The sequence below is a fragment of the Parvularcula oceani genome (assembly GCF_000733125.1).
In the GTDB taxonomy this organism is placed as follows: Bacteria; Pseudomonadota; Alphaproteobacteria; order Caulobacterales; family Parvularculaceae; genus Parvularcula; species Parvularcula oceani.
This window is the reverse complement of sequence record NZ_JPHU01000002.1, coordinates 61,985-78,743: the sequence shown is the minus strand read 5'-3', so window position 1 is coordinate 78,743 and position 16,759 is coordinate 61,985. Positions and strand designations below refer to the sequence as shown.

The 16,759-nt window shown below is 68.6% G+C and carries 18 protein-coding genes; 9 read left to right on the top strand and 9 right to left on the bottom strand.

Features of this window, described 5'->3' with window-relative positions; genetic code table 11:
- The first annotated feature begins 60 nt into the window (after positions 1–60).
- Positions 61–1,335 (top strand): serine--tRNA ligase, encoded by a 1,275-nt coding sequence (serS, locus tag IE88_RS0102715; RefSeq protein ID WP_031549859.1) that lies wholly within the window; start codon positions 61–63, stop codon positions 1,333–1,335.
- A gap of 68 nt (positions 1,336–1,403) precedes the next feature.
- Here the strand turns inward: serS and IE88_RS0102710 are convergent, their stop codons facing one another.
- Positions 1,404–1,808 (bottom strand): endonuclease domain-containing protein, encoded by a 405-nt coding sequence (locus IE88_RS0102710; protein WP_081871420.1) that lies wholly within the window; start codon positions 1,806–1,808, stop codon positions 1,404–1,406.
- Between the two features lie 137 nt (positions 1,809–1,945).
- Here IE88_RS0102710 and surE point away from each other — a divergent pair, with 137 nt between their 5' ends.
- Positions 1,946–2,701 (top strand): 5'/3'-nucleotidase SurE, encoded by a 756-nt coding sequence (gene surE, locus IE88_RS0102705; protein ID WP_031549855.1) that lies wholly within the window; start codon positions 1,946–1,948, stop codon positions 2,699–2,701.
- Here surE and IE88_RS0102700 read toward each other — a convergent pair.
- On the bottom strand, positions 2,698–3,645 hold the full coding sequence (locus tag IE88_RS0102700) for a calcium/sodium antiporter (protein ID WP_031549853.1): 948 nt from the start codon (positions 3,643–3,645) through the stop codon (positions 2,698–2,700). The genes surE and IE88_RS0102700 overlap by 4 nt on opposite strands.
- Before the next feature lie 204 nt (positions 3,646–3,849).
- On the opposite strand from IE88_RS0102700, the gene IE88_RS0102695 reads away from it, so the two are divergent.
- The 3 genes from IE88_RS0102695 (at position 3,850) to IE88_RS0102685 (ending at position 6,369) form a co-directional block, all read left to right on the top strand.
- Positions 3,850–4,146: a DUF4212 domain-containing protein gene (locus tag IE88_RS0102695; protein WP_031549851.1), complete on the top strand. Its 297-nt coding sequence runs from the start codon at positions 3,850–3,852 to the stop codon at positions 4,144–4,146.
- Positions 4,143–5,915: a sodium:solute symporter family protein gene (locus IE88_RS0102690; protein ID WP_031549849.1), complete on the top strand. Its 1,773-nt coding sequence runs from the start codon at positions 4,143–4,145 to the stop codon at positions 5,913–5,915. Before IE88_RS0102695 ends, IE88_RS0102690 begins: the two co-directional genes overlap by 4 nt.
- Before the next feature lie 100 nt (positions 5,916–6,015).
- Positions 6,016–6,369, top strand: coding sequence for a hypothetical protein (locus tag IE88_RS0102685; RefSeq protein ID WP_031549848.1), 354 nt, complete (start codon positions 6,016–6,018; stop codon positions 6,367–6,369).
- A gap of 33 nt (positions 6,370–6,402) precedes the next feature.
- Here IE88_RS0102685 and trxB read toward each other — a convergent pair whose 3' ends face one another.
- From trxB to IE88_RS0102670, 3 genes are read right to left on the bottom strand one after another with little or no spacing between them, the layout of a single operon-like run.
- Positions 6,403–7,368: a thioredoxin-disulfide reductase gene (gene trxB / locus IE88_RS0102680; protein ID WP_031549845.1), complete on the bottom strand. Its 966-nt coding sequence runs from the start codon at positions 7,366–7,368 to the stop codon at positions 6,403–6,405.
- A 59-nt stretch (positions 7,369–7,427) separates the two neighbouring features.
- Positions 7,428–8,411 carry a mitochondrial fission ELM1 family protein gene (locus IE88_RS0102675; protein ID WP_031549844.1) on the bottom strand — a complete coding sequence of 328 codons (984 nt, stop codon included), beginning with the start codon at positions 8,409–8,411 and terminating at the stop codon, positions 7,428–7,430.
- Complete coding sequence (locus IE88_RS0102670) at positions 8,408–9,001, bottom strand: hypothetical protein (RefSeq protein ID WP_031549841.1); 594 nt, start codon at positions 8,999–9,001, stop codon at positions 8,408–8,410. Before IE88_RS0102670 ends, IE88_RS0102675 begins: the two co-directional genes overlap by 4 nt.
- A gap of 106 nt (positions 9,002–9,107) precedes the next feature.
- On the opposite strand from IE88_RS0102670, the gene IE88_RS0102665 reads away from it, so the two are divergent.
- On the top strand, positions 9,108–9,551 hold the full coding sequence (locus tag IE88_RS0102665; RefSeq protein WP_031549839.1) for a DNA polymerase III subunit chi: 444 nt from the start codon (positions 9,108–9,110) through the stop codon (positions 9,549–9,551).
- Here IE88_RS0102665 and IE88_RS0102660 read toward each other — a convergent pair whose 3' ends face one another.
- Positions 9,552–11,732 carry a lytic transglycosylase domain-containing protein gene (locus IE88_RS0102660; protein ID WP_051881427.1) on the bottom strand — a complete coding sequence of 727 codons (2,181 nt, stop codon included), beginning with the start codon at positions 11,730–11,732 and terminating at the stop codon, positions 9,552–9,554.
- A gap of 95 nt (positions 11,733–11,827) precedes the next feature.
- Between IE88_RS0102660 and dapA the strand changes: the two genes are divergently transcribed.
- Together dapA and smpB are read left to right on the top strand one after the other, a co-directional pair.
- Complete coding sequence (gene dapA / locus IE88_RS0102655) at positions 11,828–12,718, top strand: 4-hydroxy-tetrahydrodipicolinate synthase (protein WP_031549834.1); 891 nt, start codon at positions 11,828–11,830, stop codon at positions 12,716–12,718.
- A 3-nt stretch (positions 12,719–12,721) separates the two neighbouring features.
- The gene (gene smpB / locus IE88_RS0102650) at positions 12,722–13,207 is read left to right on the top strand and encodes an SsrA-binding protein SmpB (protein ID WP_031549833.1); all 486 of its coding nucleotides are present in this window, start codon (positions 12,722–12,724) and stop codon (positions 13,205–13,207) included.
- A gap of 3 nt (positions 13,208–13,210) precedes the next feature.
- Here the strand turns inward: smpB and IE88_RS16205 are convergent, their stop codons facing one another.
- The gene (locus IE88_RS16205) at positions 13,211–14,221 is read right to left on the bottom strand and encodes a D-Ala-D-Ala carboxypeptidase family metallohydrolase (protein ID WP_036766483.1); all 1,011 of its coding nucleotides are present in this window, start codon (positions 14,219–14,221) and stop codon (positions 13,211–13,213) included.
- Positions 14,218–14,730: a redoxin domain-containing protein gene (locus IE88_RS0102640; protein ID WP_031549828.1), complete on the bottom strand. Its 513-nt coding sequence runs from the start codon at positions 14,728–14,730 to the stop codon at positions 14,218–14,220. The genes IE88_RS16205 and IE88_RS0102640 overlap by 4 nt, the downstream gene beginning before the upstream one ends.
- A 172-nt stretch (positions 14,731–14,902) precedes the next feature.
- Between IE88_RS0102640 and IE88_RS0102635 the strand changes: the two genes are divergently transcribed.
- Complete coding sequence (locus tag IE88_RS0102635) at positions 14,903–15,307, top strand: hypothetical protein (protein ID WP_051881425.1); 405 nt, start codon at positions 14,903–14,905, stop codon at positions 15,305–15,307.
- On the opposite strand, the gene IE88_RS0102630 is transcribed toward IE88_RS0102635, so the two are convergent.
- Positions 15,304–16,680, bottom strand: a complete 1,377-nt coding sequence (locus IE88_RS0102630) for an NAD-dependent succinate-semialdehyde dehydrogenase (protein ID WP_031549824.1) — start codon at positions 16,678–16,680, stop codon at positions 15,304–15,306. The two genes, IE88_RS0102635 and IE88_RS0102630, sit on opposite strands and share 4 nt — an antisense overlap.
- Positions 16,681–16,759: the final 79 nt, after the last annotated feature.

Below are 16,759 nucleotides of genomic sequence, written 5' to 3'. Positions count from 1 at the left end.
CCGGGGGCGCTTGCCCCTTCGCGCCGCCTGCCTATTGTGCGCGCGAAGAAGGAATTCCCCATGCACGACATCCGCGCCATCAAGTCAGACCCCGAAGCCTTCGACGCCGCGATGAAGCGGCGCGGCGCGGAATACAGGGCCTCTGACCTGATCGCCCTCGACGAGCAGCGCGTCGCCAACACCCAGGCCATGAACGCCGCGCAGTCCGAGCAGAAATCGAAGTCCAAGCTGATCGGCCAGGCCAAGGCCAAGGGCGACGAAGAGGCTGCGAAGGCCGTGATGGCAGAGGTCGCGGGGCTCAAGGATGAGGTGAAGCGCCTCGAAGAGCGCGACCGCGAACTGTCGGCGGAGCTGCGCGAAGCCCTGCTGCCGATCCCCAACGCCCTCGCCGAAGACGTGCCAGAAGGCGCGGACGAGGACGAGAACGCCGAGCTGCGAAGATGGGGCGAGCCGCGCCGCATCGAGGGTGCCCGCGACCATGTCGATCTCGGCGAAGCGCTCGGCATGATGGATTTCGAGGCGGCGGCGAAGCTCTCGGGCTCGCGCTTCGTCGTCCTGAAGTCCGACCTCGCAAAGCTCGAGCGGGCGCTGGCGACCTTCATGCTGAATCTTCACACGGAGGTGTTCGGCTATGAGGAGGTCTCGCCGCCGGTTCTGGTACTGAGCGATCCGCTCGTCGGGACCGGGCAGCTGCCGAAATTCGACGACGATCTGTTCCGTGCCGGGGATCACTGGCTCTCTCCCACAGCCGAAGTCACCCTCACCAATCTCGTGCGGGAAACCATCCTCTCCGAAGAAGAACTCCCCAAGCGCATGACCGCCTGGACGCAGTGTTTCCGCGCCGAAGCGGGCTCGGCCGGCCGCGACACGCGCGGCATGATCCGCATGCACCAGTTCTCCAAGGTCGAGCTCGTTTCTGTCACGACGCCGGACAGATCGGACGAAGAGCACGAGCGGATGACCGGCTGCGCCGAGGAGGTGCTGAAGCGCCTCGATCTGCCCTTCCGCACCATGCTGCTCTGCTCCGGCGATACGGGCTTCTCGGCGGCCAAGACATACGACCTCGAAGTCTGGCTGCCGGGGCAGGGGAAATATCGCGAGATCAGCTCCTGCTCGAACACGCGCGACTTCCAGGCGCGCCGGATGGAGGCCCGCTTCCGCCCGCAAGGCGAGAAGAAGCCGTCCTATGTGCACACCCTCAACGGCTCCGGCCTCGCCGTCGGCCGCACCATGGTCGCGGTGCTGGAGAACTATCAGCAGGAAGACGGATCGATCGCCGTGCCGGACGTGCTGAAGCCGCTCATGGGCAAGGACCGGATCGAGGCCGCGCGGTGACGGCGGGCGCCACCTTCCTCCCCCCGTGGGGGAGGTGCCCCGAAGGGGCGGAGGGGGCAAGCCGCCCCTTACCGAATGCGGCGCGTTGTCCCGCCGCTGTCTGTGCGGTGCGCGAGCGCGGCATCTCCGCAGGCCCCAATGATGGCCTCGCACACCGCCGAGATGTCGCGGGACACTTCGGCATTCGTCACGCGCAGAACCCTGAACCTGTTCTCTTCGAGGAAACGGCTGCGATCCCTGTCATAAGCTGCCGCCGCTTCGCTCGCGTAGTGGCTGTCGCCGTCGACCTCAACGATGAGCCGAAGCCCCACGCAGGCGAAGTCCGCAATATAGGGCCCAATCGGGTGCTGGCGCCGGAATCGGTAGCCGAGCGCGGAGCGGCGAAGCCGGTTCCAGAGTCGAACCTCGCAGAGCGGCATTTCCTCACGCAGCCTGCGCGCTCTATCTCTGTCTTCTCGAACGGGGGGCGGCATCGAAGCGCGGTAGCGGCATTCGCAGCGCCTGGACAAGCTGCGCGGCAGCTTCGCGATCCCCGTAAGAGCATTCTGCCCCCTCCGACCCCCTTCGGGAGCCACCTCCCCCACGGGGGAGGCGTTCAGCGAGCGACCTTATGAAAATCCTTCTTTCCAACGATGACGGCGTGCATGCCGAGGGCCTCAAGGCGCTCGAGGATATCGCGCATGAGCTGACGGACGATGTCTGGATCGTGGCGCCGGAGGTCGATCAGTCCGGCATGGCGCGCTCGATCACGCTGAACCGGCCTTTGCGCGTGCGCGAGATCGGCGAGCGGCATTTCGCGGTGGACGGCACGCCGACCGACTGCGTGCACCTCGCGGTCGACCAGCTGATGGATGAGCGGCCGGACCTGATCCTGTCGGGCGTGAACAACGGCCAGAACATCGCCGAGGACGTGACGATGTCGGGCACCATCGCGGCGGCGTTCCAGGGCATGACGCTCGGCATTCCCTCCGTCGCGCTGTCGCTTGCGCGGATGGACCGCCATGCCGCCCGCTGGCACACGGCCCGGGCGCACGGGGCAGGCGTGATCCGTACCCTGCTCGATGGCGGCTGGCCGCGCGACGTGGTCGCCAACGTCAATTTCCCAGATGTCGAACCCGATGAGGTCAAAGGCGTCGAGGTCACCGAGCAGGGGCGGCGCGACCAGCTCCATCTTTACGCAGAGCGCCGGACCGATCTGCGCCAGCGGGATTATTTCTGGTTCGGCTTCGACGGCAAGCCGTCCGATCCGCCCGAGGGGACGGATCTCCACGCCCTTTACAACGGCCTGATCTCGGTCACGCCGCTCCATCTCGACCTCACCCATGCCAGCGCGCGGGACGATCTGAAGCGGCGTTTCGCGCGCTAGAGCTGGAAGGCCAGCACGGCGAGATAGGCGGCATAGGCGAGGAGCAACAGGCCGCCCTCCGCCCGCGTCACCCGCCAGCCGGTGACGACCGCGAGGACGAGTGCGAGCGTCGCCGCCGCCATCACCCAGACATCGAGCACCGCGATCTGCGGGGGCACGGCGACCGGGTGGACCAGCGCCGTGATGCCGAGAATGCCGAGGATGTTGTAGATGTTGCTGCCGACGACATTGCCGAGCGCGACATCGGCCTGGCCCTTGCGCGCCGCGATGACCGAGGTGACGAGTTCAGGCAGGGAGGTGCCGACCGCCACCAGCGTCAGGCCGATGATCGCTTCTGATACGCCGAAGCCGCGGGCGAGATCCGTCGCGCCGGTGACGAGCAGGCGGGCTCCGATGACGGTGATGATCAGGCCGCCCACAAAGTAGAGGCCGGCGACGAGCGGGCTTTTTGGCCCCTCGCCGAGCGTTTCGGCTTCTTCCTCGTGCCGCGCGCCCTCCGCGTTCTTCCGCTCGAGGAGCAGCACGAGGATGAGATAGGCGACGAGGCCGAGAACCAGCACCGCGCCGAAAGGCCGGCCGATCGTGCCGGTCAGGATCGCCGCGATGCCGAGGCCCGTGGCGAGGACGAGCGCCAGCCCGTCCCGGCGGAACGCCGCCGGGTGGGCCGCGACCGGCGCGATCACGGCCGCCGCGCCGAGGATCAGGAGGACGTTGGCGATATTGCTGCCGACGACATTGCCCACGGCGACGCCGGGCGCGCCGGCCAGCGCCGCCTGGATGCTGGTGACGAGCTCGGGCGTCGAGGTGCCGAAGCCGACAAGCGTCAGCCCGATGACGAGGGGAGAGATGCCGAGGCGGCGCGCCAGCGCAACGGCGCCGCGCACGAGCAGCTCGCCGCCTACGAGAAGACCGGCGAAGCCGCCGAGGATGAGAACGAAGATCAAGGTCGAGAAGCCCCAGGCCTGAAGACGCCCACGCGTCCGAGGCTGTCAGATTGGAAGCGGCGCGCCGAAAGCAAGCGGCCGGGGCAGCCGGGGGCGAGAAAGAAAATCGGGGCTTTGCCTGCGGGCGACGCTCCCTAAGGTGCGCGCGAAGATGAGGGGCGGCGGCGGTGCTGGCGGCACGTCCCCGGGGGGAGGTCACGCCATATGGAAGATGCATCGCCGGATAGATCGGACGGGAAGCCGAAGCGCAGCTACTGGTCCGAGAACCTGCGCCTTCTCGGCATGCTGCTGTCCGTCTGGTTCACCGTCAGCTTCGGCTTCGGCATCCTGTTGCACGAGCCGCTCAACCGCTTCGAGATCCTGGGAGTCCCTGCCGGGTTCTGGTTCGCGCAGGCCGGATCGATCTACGTCTTCGTGGCGCTGATCTTCGTCTATTCCTGGCGGATCTCGAAGATCGAGCGCCGCTTCGGCGTCTCCGACGACGAGGAGGGGCGGGCATGAGCACGCAAGCCCTCACCTATCTCTTCGTCGGGCTGTCCTTCGCTCTCTATATCGGCATCGCCATCTGGTCGCGCGCGGGCTCGACCAGGGAATTCTACGTGGCGGGCGGCGGGGTGCACCCGGTCGCCAACGGCATGGCGACGGCTGCGGACTGGATGTCGGCGGCCTCCTTCATCTCCATGGCGGGCATCATCGCCTTCGCGGGCTATGACGCCTCGGTCTTCCTGATGGGCTGGACGGGCGGATATGTGCTGCTCGCGCTTCTCCTCGCGCCTTACCTGCGCAAGTTCGGCCAGTTCACCGTGCCGGACTTCCTCGGCGAGCGGTATTATTCCAAGGCGGCGCGGGTCGTCGCCGTCCTCTGCCTCGTCATCGTCTCGTTCACTTACGTCGCGGGCCAGATGCGCGGCGTCGGGGTGGTGTTCAGCCGCTTCCTCGACGTGCCCATCGATATGGGGGTCCTGATCGGCATGGCGGTGGTCTTCTTCTATGCCGTGCTCGGAGGAATGAAGGGCATCACCTATACGCAGGTCGCCCAGTATTGCGTCCTGATTTTCGCCTATCTCGTTCCGGCGGTCTTCATCTCGATCCTCGTGACCGGCAATCCGCTGCCGCCGCTCGCTCTGGGGGCGGAGGCGGGTGAGACCGGCCAGAGCGTGCTCGAACGGCTCGACGGCACGCTGACCGATCTGGGCTTCGCCGCCTATACCGAGGGCACGAAGTCCACGGTGGACCTCTTCGCCATCACGCTCGCCCTCATGGTGGGCACGGCGGGCCTGCCCCATGTCATCGTGCGCTTCTTCACCGTGCCCAAGGTCTCCGATGCCCGGCGCTCGGCGGGCTGGGCGCTCGTCTTCATCGCGCTCCTCTACACCACCGCCCCGGCCGTCGCGGCCATGGCGCGGCTGAACTTCGTCGAGACGGTGAACGGGACCGCCTATGCCGAGGACACGCCCGAATGGGTCAAGTCCTGGGAGGGGATCGGCCTGATCGGCTGGCAGGACAAGAACGCGGACGGGCGCATCCAATACGCCGCAGGCGCGCCCTTCGAGGGGGCGCCGGACTTCAGCGGCGAGACGGGCCCCTCCGGCGAGCGCGTGCTGACCAACGCCCCGACCGGCTCGGCGAACGAGATCTATGTCGACCGGGACATCATGGTGCTCGCCAATCCCGAGATCGCCAGCCTGCCGGGCTGGGTCATCGCGCTCGTCGCGGCGGGCGGCATCGCGGCGGCGCTATCCACCGCGGCGGGGCTGTTGCTCGTCATCTCGGCCAGCGTCAGCCACGACCTCCTCAAGAAGACCTTCCGGCCCGGCCTTTCCGAAAGAAGCGAGCTGATGGCCGCGCGCGGTGCGGCCGTGGTGGCGATCCTGATCGCGGGCTGGTTCGGCATCCACCCGCCAGGCTTCGTCGCGCAGGTCGTCGCGCTCGCCTTCGGCCTCGCCGCCGCCTCGCTCTTCCCGGCCATCGTCATGGGCATCTTCACGCGGTCGATGAACAAGGAAGGCGCCATTTTCGGCATGCTCTCCGGCCTGACCTTCACCATCCTCTATATCGGCCGGTTCAAGTTCGGCTGGTTCGGTGGCGGGGGCGAGGAGGACTGGCTCTTCGGCATCTCGCCCGAAGGCATCGGCGCTGTGGGCATGGCGCTCAATTTCGCGGTCGCCTTCGGCGTGGCGAGGGTCACGCGGCCCGTGCCGGGCACGGTGCGGGCGCTCGTCGAGCGGATCCGGGTGCCGAGCGGCGCGGGCGCGGCGGGCGTGCATTGAGAAGAGCGACGGAGGGAACAGAGACGGAGGGCTCGCCTCGCGCGGCTTCGCGCGCTAGAGCGCCCGCCAACAGAACTCTTCCCCCGAACGGAGCGACCTCATGGCCGTGTTTCTCTACGTCGTCTGCTTTGCCCTGATCTTCCTGTGCGGCTTCGGCCTGCCCTTCGCCGCCAAGCGCATGTCGACCGCGCTGGTCTTCCTCGCGGCCAGCGTCGTGCTGTTCTTCGGCGGCCTGTGGCTGTCCGACCTCGCCCGCGAAGGCCCGCCGCTCAACTTCCTCGCCGTGCTCTGCCTCTCCGTCCTGCCTTTCGCCGCGGGCGCGCTGGCGCGGGTGATCACGCTCGCCTTCTTCGCGAACAAGGAGAAGGAGTGGGTCTATGTTCTAGGCGTGGGCGCGGTGACGACCGTCCTCTGGTTCGGCGTCGGCTGGGTGACCTTCGGCCTCACGGCATAAGTTGAGCGGGGCGCCGGGCGGCGCCCCGCCTGTTCACTCCGCCGCTTCGGCGACGCCTTCCACCGTGGCGAGATAGCGCTCGGCCTCGAGCGCGGCCATGCAGCCCATGCCCGCCGCCGTCACCGCCTGCCGATAGGTCTCGTCGGTCACGTCCCCTGCCGCGAAGACGCCGGGGACCGAGGTCGCCGTCGAATCGGGCGCGGTGATGATGTAGCCATTGTCCTTCATGTCGAGCTTGCCGGCGAAAAGCTCGGTCGCGGGCGCATGGCCGATGGCGATGAAGAGGCCGTGCAGGTCGACGTCGATCGTCTCCTCGCCCGTGGTCGAACGCAGGCGCACGCCTGTCACGCCGAGCGGGTTGTCCTCGCCCAGAACCTCCTCCACCTCGCGGTTCCACTGCACCTCCACCTTGGGATGGTTCAGCAGGCGCTCCTGCAGGATGCGTTCGGCGCGAAGCGATTCGCGGCGATGGATCAGGACCACCTTCTCGGCGAAATTGGTCAGGAACAGCGCTTCCTCGACCGCCGTATTCCCGCCGCCGACCACGCCGACGACCTTGCCCTTGTAGAAGAAGCCGTCGCAGGTCGCGCAGGCCGACACGCCGAAGCCCTGATATTTCTGCTCGGAGGGCAGGTTCAGCCACTTGGCCTGCGCGCCCGTCGCGATGACAACCGAGTCCGCCGTATAGGTCCGGCCCGAATCGCCGGTGAGGCGGAAGGGCCGGGCGGTCAGGTCGGCCTCGGTGATGATGTCGTGGATCATCTCCGTGCCGACATGCTCGGCCTGCTTCTGCATCTGCTCCATCAGCCAGGGCCCCTGGATGACGTCGGCGAAGCCGGGATAGTTCTCCACATCGGTGGTGATGGTCAGCTGGCCGCCGGGCTGCAGGCCGTGGACCATGACGGGCTCCAGCATGGCGCGGGCGGCATAGATGGCGGCTGTATAGCCTGCGGGGCCGGAGCCGATGATGAGCAGCTTGGCGTGAGTGGTCTCGGACATGATCGGGCCTTCGGGCGGAGGAATCTGGAACAGCGAATGTACGGAGGGCGGCGGGCCGTTCAACCGTCTGCGCGCTTCCGCGCGTCATAGGCCGCAAGGACGGCTTTCGCTGCACGGTCCGTCTCGCGCAGGGGCGGGTAGCTCCAGTCTTCGCGCAGCGCCGCATCGGGGCGCAGCACGCCGCGCTCTGCGAGCGCCGCGTGGAAGCGCCGCCATTTCGGCGCGCCGCCTTCGAGGCGCAGGAGGAAGACGGGCCGGCCGGTAAAGGCGGCCTCCGTCACCATATTGGCCGACTCCTCTGTCACGAAGACGCGGTTCGCAAGGCCGAGAAGCCCGAAATAGGGATTGTCGAGGCCGCCCACCGGCTCCCCGTCCCAGACCCAGGCAGGCAGGCGCGCGAGGCGCTCGCGAAGCTGCGCCTCGGCCTCGGGCGGGGTGCGGCGGGAGAAGGTGACGAGGAGGCCGAAGCCCGCTTCCGCCGCCGCTTCGAGACGGCGCGCGATCTCGGCCACTGTGCCCGGCGTCATCCTGTAGGCGCTGGACGGCCCGCCGATCAGCACGGCAGCCAGAGGTTCGGGCAAAGCGGGCAAAGCGGGCCGCAGCGCCGCCGCATCCGCCGCGAGCCGCGCCTCGGTCAGGCGGTTGGGGCTGCCGTGAATGGCGAAGACATCGGGTCCCCCGATCCCGTCATGATGCGGCGGCACGACGAGGCCGAAGCGCGACGGATCGGTGCGCGGGTCCTGCGTCTGCACGGTGAAGCAGCGCTCTCGCAGGGCAAGCGAGAAGGGGATCGTCCGCCGCCCGCAGGCGATCAGGATGTCCGGCCAGGGCGCGGCGAACGGGTCGCTATCCGGCGCGAGGCGCGAGAACGGATCGCCCCATAGCGCGCGGGGCAGGCGATCCCAGGGCGGAGCGATCCGGACCGTCTTCTCGGCGATCTCCGCATCCCGCACCCGGCCCACGGCCTCGGCGAGCCCCAGCGCCTGATTGCGCATCCCGGCGCGCCCGTCCGAAAGGGCCCAGACCGTGAGGGGCGCGCTCATATCGCGTTCAGCCGCGTGGGGTCGTCCTCGCTGTCCGGGGCCCCGCCTGCGGGCGGCGCGATGTCGCGCTCGGCCAAGGCGAGAAGAGCGATGTGGTGCAGGTCCTGCGCTTGGGCGGTGAGCTTGTAGGCGTGCCACAGGCTCAAAAGGAGGAGGCCGAGCCCGATCGAGCCGGCCAGGATCAGCGTGGACAGCTCCACAAGCTCGACCAGAGCCTCGCCCAAGGCGGGAACGACCTCCTGGAGAAGGACGAGCAGACCCAAGGGGGCGGAGATGTTGACGATGACATTGATGCGCAGCGCCGCCTTGGCCTGCTCGTGATTCACCTGCGCGCGCACCGCGAACCGGCGCAGCTCATAGGCGCTGCTGTTCAGGAGGAGGCGCCATAGGCGTCTTGCCTGACGGCTGCCGGTGAGGGCTTCGAGCCGTCTGGGGCCGGTCCGGCTGCTCATGCTCGTGAACCAGTTGAGCCTCGGGCGCAGCGCTCCGGTATGGGAAAACAGCGCGCGCGCCTCCCGCCACAGAGGGTCGGTCGCCAGCGATGCGGCAGGCGTGGCTGCCTCTTCTTCGCTCTTCCGTTTCCTGGTCACCGCGCCCCGCCGCCCTGTTCGAAACCGGTCCTAGCATCGCCGCCCTGTCCCGCGCGAGGCGCCTCGCGCATCTTCCCGCCCGGGCCCGGCCGGGCTAGGGCGGGGCGTGACCGAAGTCCTGTTCTACCACCTCGAAAGCTCCACGCTGGAGCAGGTCCTGCCCGGCCTATTGGAGAAGACGCTCGCCCGCGGCCAGCGCGCCGCCGTGCGCTGCGGCACGCCCGAAGGTCTCGAAGCGCTCGACACCCATCTCTGGACCTATCGCGAAGACGGCTTCCTGCCCCATGCGCGGGAGGACGACCCGCGCCCGGACGAGCAGCCGGTCCTCTTGACGCTGGGCGAGGCGGGAAACGCGGCGGATGTCCTCTTCCTGGTCGAAGGCGCGCCGGTCGAGACCGGGGCTCTCTCGGGCTTCGCCCGCGCGGTCGTCATGTTCGGCCCTGAGGGTGCCGAGGATGCCCGCGATGCCTGGCGGGCGGTGAAGGGGGCGGGGCTGACGGCGACCTATTGGAAGCAGACCCCGCAGGGCCGCTGGGAAAAGGCCGGCTGATCAGTCGCCGTTCGGCGCCAGGGTCGGCGGCGGCGGCGCCTCGGGCAGGGCGCTGACCGCCTCGGGCGCAGCGTCCGGCAGCGCGAGCACGCTGGAGCGGCCATCGGCGCGACCGGCGAGGCGCAGCGAGGTGCCCGAATTCGCGATCGCCTCGGCCGCGCCGCCGCCGCGGGTGAGGTCCGCGGCGAGGCGCCCCGCAATGGGTCCGCCCTCGAGGCGGCTGCGATAGATCTGCACGTTTTCGAGGACGCGCATGACGTAATTGCGGGTTTCCGAGAAGGGGATGAGCTCGACCCAATCGACCGGATCGACATTGGGATCGCGCGGATCGCCGAAGCGGTCCACCCACTGCGTCACCCTGTGCGGCCCCGCATTATAGCCCGCCAGCACCATGACATAGGAGCCGCCGAAGCGCTCCAGCAGGTGGCTGAGATGCGCCGAGCCCAGCATCATGTTGTAGGACGGATCGCCGATGAGGCGGTCCGGCGCCCATTCGATGCCTTCCTTGTTCGCCGTGATCCGCGCCGTCGAGGACAGGAGCTGCATCATTCCGCGCGCCTGCGCCGAGGAATAGGCGTCCGGATTGAATTCGGATTCCTGCCGGCTGAGCCCTAGGACGAGCGCCGGCTCCACGAAATCCGCGTCCTCGGGCAGGGCGATTTCCGGATAGGTGATCTGGGGGACCGAGGCGCCGCTGCGCCGGGCGGTCTTGCCCGCCCGGACGGCGAGATGCGTCTTGCGCTCGTCTTCGACCAGCGACGCGAAGGCGAGCACTTCGCCCGGATCCTCCAGCGTATCGTCGAGGGCATGGGCGAAGCGGTCGAAGGCCCAGCCCTCGCCGATCTCGGCCAGGATCCGCATGGCGCGGGTCATCGGCCGCGCCTCGAAGGCGGCGAGCGTCTCGGCGCCGGGCTCGGCCGGAGCGGGAAAGGCCGTGTCCGGCAGCGCCCCCAGCCGCTCGGCGGCGAGCTGGCCGTAATAGGCGAAGGGCAGGGCGGCGGCGCGGGCATAGGCCTGCTGCGCGGCCTCCGTCTCGCCGGCTGCCTCATGCGCGCGGGCGAGCCAGTAATGGCCGCGGGACAGGCTGATCGGGCTTCCGACCCGGCCGAGGAGATGCGCGAAATGGGCCTTGGCCCGCTGCGGTTCGCCGAGAAAGCGCAGCGCGATCCAGCCGGCCATGAACTCCGTTTCCGCGAAGTCCGCGCCGTCTTCGAGCCCCGAATAGGCCGAGAGCACATAGGCGTCCTCGAAGCGGCCATCTTCCAGCGCATTGCGGGCCAGAAGCCGCCGCTCGCGATACCAGGCCTCGGGGTCGCGCAGCCCCTCGGCCGTCAGCGGCGCGCGCCCTGCCGCCGCCGTTGCCGCGACCTCGTCATCGGCGCGGCGGGAATAGCGGGTCAGGGCGTGCAGCACGCCGGCATCGTCCTTCGAGGCCTGCGGCAGCGCCTCGTAGAGCGACAGCGCGTTGCGGTCGCGCTTGAGGAGGGCGATCCGCGCCTCCGCCTCGCGCCGCTCGGGCTGCGGCAGGAGGGGCAGGAGGCGCTGCGAATTGGTGGCGATGATGTCGAAGAGCTGCCGGTCGACCTTGGCGGCGTGATCCTCATCCCGCAGCACGGCACCGAAGCGGGACAGGATGTCCCGCTCTTCGGACGCGCTCCAATTGTGCTCGATCCAAGCGCGGCGGATCTCCTGCGCCCCCGCCTCCTCGCTGCCGGTCTCGATCAGCGCCCGCCCGAGCAGGAGGCGGCCCTCGGCGGTGACGGGATCGCGGGACCCGAAGAAGGACAGGACCGCCTGCGCGGGCGTCTCCTCGTCCAGAAGCGCCTCGGCGCGGGCCTGGATCGTGCCGGTCTGCGGCCAATCGGGGTGATCGGTCAGGAAGGCGTCATAGGCGGATAGCGGCACGTCCTCCGCATCCGAGCGGTAATAGGCCCAGTCGGCGAGCGACCGCGCCACGGGCTCTCCCACATCCCGGCGCAGCGTGTCGGCGAGGCCGTAGCGGCGGCGGTCCAGCGCCTCGAAGAGCGATTTGAGGACCGCCTCGTCGGCGGGCGAGACGTAAGGCGAGGTCGGGGCAGGCGGCTTGAGGGCCGGGCTCGGCGCGGCATCCGCCGCAGCGGGCGCTGCGAGCGCGGTCAGTCCGATCAGGAAAAGGGCGCCCCGCCCGATGCGCAAAGTCATGACCGGGCGACGCTAACATGCCTCCGGCGCCGCGTGTAGTGACATGACGAGAAGGCCGTCTTGCCCACAGGCGGGCGGGCGCGTAGCTCGCGGGCATGACTGATACAAAGGCGAACTGGCTTCGCGGCTCCATCACCGCCCTCGTCACCCCGTTCAAGGGCGGCGCAGTGGACGAAGAAGCCTATGAGGCGATGATCGAACGGCAGATCGCGGCGGGCACGCACGGCCTCGTTCCCGTGGGCACAACCGGGGAAAGCCCGACCGTGTCGATGGAGGAGCATCTCTGCGTCGTGGCCGCCTGCGTGAAGGCGACGAAGGGGCGCGTGCCGGTGATCGCGGGGGCGGGTTCGAACAACACCGCCGAAGCGATCCGCCTCGCCGCCGGCGCCGAAGATGCGGGCGCGGACGCGATCCTCGCCACCACGGGCTATTACAACAAGCCGAGCCAGGACGGCCTCTTCGCCCATTACGAGGCGCTCCACGAGGCGACGTCCCTGCCCATCGTGATCTACAACGTGCCCGGCCGCACCGCTTCGGACATCTCGGTGGCGACCATGGCGCGGCTGTCGCGGCTCGAGCGCGTGGTCGGCGTCAAGGACGCGACCGGCGACCTCGCCCGCGTCGCGCGCCACCGCCTCCAATGCGCCGAAGGCTTCGTGCAGGTCTCGGGCGAGGACGCGACCGTGGTCGGCTTCAATGCGATGGGCGGCCGGGGCTGCATCTCGGTTCTGGCCAATGTCGCGCCCAAGCTTTCCGCGCAGCTCCAGGAGGCCTGCCTCGAAGGCCGCTGGAACGAGGCGCTCGCCCTTCAGGACAAGATCACCCCGCTGGCAGAAGCGCTCTTCGCCGATACCAATCCCACCCCGGTCAAATACGCGCTCTCGCGGCTCGGCCTCTGCGAAGAGGAATTCCGCCTCCCGCTCGTGCCCGCCTCGGACGCGGCGCGGCGCAGAGTTGACGAAGCCATGGCGGGCCTCGATCTCTAGGCCATGGCCCGAAAGCACTCTCCCTCGATCAAGGTCGTCGCCGAGAACCGGCGCGCCCGCCACGAATACAAGCTCGACGACGTCATCGAGGCGGGCATCGTCCTGACCGGGACGGAGGTGAAGGCCCTTCGCGAGGGCAAGGCCAATATCGCCGAGAGCTATTGCTCGCCCGAAGCGGGGCCGAACGGGACCGAGATCTGGCTGATCAACTCGAACATCCTCGAATATTCGGGCGGCAATCGCGAGAACCACTCGCCCAAGCGCAACCGCAAGCTCCTCCTGCACAAGCGGCAGGTGGCGAGCCTGACCGGCGCGGTGGAGCGCAAGGGCTTCACCATCGTGCCGCTCAAGCTGTTCTTCAATTCGCGCGGAATCGCCAAGCTCGACATCGCGCTCGCCGAGGGCAAGCAGCTCCACGACAAGCGGGCGACCGAGAAATCGCGTGACTGGAACCGCCAGAAGCAGCGCCTGCTGCGCGATCTCGGCTAGGGGCTAGTTCCGGCCCCAGCGCGCGGGCGTGCCGCGCGTGTCGACATGCACGAAGGGTCCGTGGGCGGAGGTCGCGCCATACTCGCCGACCCCGCCGCGATAGCGGCGAAGCTCGGTCAGATTGTCGACATCCTCTGCGAGGTCGTAGAGCCGCCCTGCATCCTTGCGCAGCACCTGCCCGTCGCCATCGATATCGTCCATGTTCTGATCCTGCGGCGCCCGGTCGACATAGATATCGGCCGCATCGCCCCATTGATGACGCGAATATTCGACGTTGCCGATCGCCTCGTTGTAATAGGGCGTCCTGTAGCCCGACATGACGTAGAAGCTGTCGGCGCGGATGCCCTGCTCGTTGACGTAGGCGAGGAGCTGCTCAAGCTTGAGGACGAGCTCGGGCCGGACAAGCAGGAACTTCACGGGTTCGCTGCCGCCCTGCTTGGTGACGAACTGGCCCAGGCGGAAATGCGGGCTGATCTCGTAGTCATGGAGCTCCGGCGGCATGCGGATGAAGCCCTCCGGCGGAAGGTAGCTGTCGAGGCCGCGAAGCGGCGTGTCGGGATAGGCGCCGATCCTGTAGCCCTCGAGCTCGCCGTCCTCGACTTGGCTCGCGGGCACCAGCACGAAGACGGTCACCGTCATCGTCTCGCCTTCGGGGGAGGTGATCGTCACCGGATAGGGGCCCGGCGTCGCTGGCGCTTCGAAGGCGAGGCTCTGGGGGCCTTCGATGACCTCTTCGATGCTGCCCGCATCGAAGGCGAAGGCGGGGCTGTCGGGCCGCGCCTGCACCTCGAACTCCACGACCTCGCCGGGCAGGGCGAGGGCGAAGAAGCGCTCATAGGGCACTTCGAGGTCCTGCACGGTGGCCGTGAAGCCCGCACGCGCCGGGACGAATGCGCCGTCGGTGACGTTCTCGGCGTCCGTATTGGTGCGCAGCGCGATCTCCGCGCCCGTCTGGGCGGCAGCGGGAACGAGAAGGCAGGCGAGGAGGGCGGCGCAAGCTGTCAGCACTCTCACGCCGCTGTCCCCCGGACCGGATAGTCGTTCTCGGTGACGAATTTCACGCCGGAAAGAAGGTCGTCGAGGCCTGGCCGGGCGAAGGGCACGGACTGCACCCATGCCGCATAGAGCGTGCAGTCGGGCCGGATGAGGGCCATGCCGGGCTCGCTGAAGAGGGCGGGCTCCCCGTCCTTCTCGCCCTTGGACAGGAAAAGGCCCCATTGCCGGGCCTGCTCGGCCGTCAGGCCGTGGCCGACGATCAGCCCGCCGATATCCCATTCCTCCGTCGTGCGGCCGATGCGTTCGGGACTGTCCATGCTGACGCAGAAAGGAGAGAGGCCCGCTCTCGCGAATTCGCTGCGGCGGCGCGACATCTCCTCGAGCTGCGCCTTGCAGATCGGGCAGTGATAGCCGCGATAGAAGACGAGGAGCGTGAAGGCCTCGGGGGACTGATCCTTCAGCCGCCAGCTGCCGCCTTCTGCGAGGGGAACCGTCAGCTCCGGGGCTGGTGCGCCTGTCTTCAGCATCGCGGACCTCCTTGTCGGTCTTTCCCAGCAGACTCGTGCCGGGCAGCGAAGGTTCCAAACGATGCGCCTCGCCGGGACCGCGCGGGCCCCTCCGGCAGAGAGTGTCCTGCCGCCTTGCCCTTCGGCAATGTTCGGGTCACAACCCGTCCGTCAGCACGGGGGAGTGCTTTTCATGTTCGACATCGAATCGCTGTTCGGCGGCTTCGACGCGCCGCTCGGGGCGTTCGGCTTCGTGGTCCTGATCGTCCTCATCACCAGCATTGCGAGCTGGCTCAAGGCGCAGGCGGTGCAGGAGACGATCCGCGAGGCGATCCGGGCAGGCGTCCCGCTCGACGCCGCCACGGTGAGAGAGCTCAAGCGCTCCGCGGGCGAAGACGAGGGCGGTGGCGGCCGAGGCGTCGCCGGGCTGATCCTGATCGCGGTGGCCGTGGCTCTCATCCTCTTCGGCTTCATCGTCGGCAAGGCTTCGGACGATCCGCAGGTCTTTCCGATCCTGACGGCGGTGTCGCTCTTTCCCGGCGCGATCGGCGTCGCGCTCCTCGTCCATGCGCGGCGGGAGCGCGACGAGAGGGCCTAGAGCCGCGTCACCGTCTTGCGGTTCACGAAGGCCATCATGCCGTCGCGGGCGAGTTCCCGGCCATAGCCGGACGTCTTCACGCCGCCGAACGGCAGGCGGGGGTCCGAGGCGACGATGCGGTTGATCGCCGTGGCGCCTGCATCGAGCCTGTGCACCGCCTCGCGCATTTCCGCCTCGTCCTGCGTGAAGATGACGGAGCCGAGGCCGAAGGCCGTGTCATTGCCGAGCTCGATCGCCGCATCGAGGTCGGGCACCTTGAAGAGAAGCGCGACGGGACCGAAGAGCTCCTCGCGATAGGCGCGGGCATCCTGTGTGATCCCTTCGAGGATGCCCGGCGCGTACCAGTACCCCTTGCCGCCATTGGGCCCCTCGATCCGCTCCGCTCCGACAAGGCGCGTGGCGCCGGCGCGCAGCGCGTCGTCGACCAGCTCTTCTGCGTCTTCGCGGGTTCCTGCCGTGGAGAGGGGGCCGATATCCGTGTCATCCGCCTTCGGATCGCCGATCTTGAGCGCGCCGACGGCGGCGACGAAGCGTTCGCGGAACGCCTCATAGACATCCGCATGGACCAGAAAGCGCTTGGCGGCGATGCAGGACTGGCCGTTGTTCTGCGTGCGCCCCATCACCGCGGCCTTCACCGCCGCGTCGAGATCGGCGGAGGGCATGACGAGGAAGGGGTCCGAGCCGCCGAGCTCCATCAGGCTCGGCTTGATCTCGTCGCCGGCCGTGCTCGCCACGGCCGAGCCTGCCGGCCCCGAGCCGGTCAGCGTCGCGCCGCGCACCCGGTCGTCGCGCAGGACGCTCTCGACCTTGGAGGCGCCGATGAGCAGCGTCTGGAACGCCCCCTCGGGGAAGCCCGCTTCCTTCAGCACGTCCTCGATGGCGAGCGCGCAGCGCGGCACGTTGGAGGCATGCTTGAGGAGCCCCGTATTGCCGGCGGCCAGCGCGGGCGCGGCGAAGCGGAAGACCTGCCAGAGGGGAAAGTTCCAGGGCATGACCGCGAGGATGGGCCCGAGCGGCAGGTGCACGATCCGCCCCTCGCCCCGTTCGATCACCACCGCCTCTTCGGCGAGGAAGCCCTCGGCGTTCTCCGCGTAATAGCGGCAGGCGGCGGCGCATTTGCCCACTTCGGCCTTGGCCGAGGCCAGCGTCTTGCCCATCTCTTCGGTCATGACGGCGGCGAGGCTGTCCTTGCGGCGTTCCAGAACGGAGGCGGCTTCGTTCAGCAGGGCGGCGCGGCCATGCACCCCGGTCGCGCGCAGCGTTTCGACGGCCGCGACGCTGCGGTCCAGCGCCTCGTCGACGAAGCCGTCCGAATGCGCCTCGAAGCGCTCGATCACGCTTTCATCGGCTGGATTCACGCTTTCGATGGCCATGGGGTCGCTCCTTCGCGTCTGTGGCTCCCCTCTAACCGTCTCTTCGCCGTCCCGAAAACACGGTATGCAGCGGCAGAAG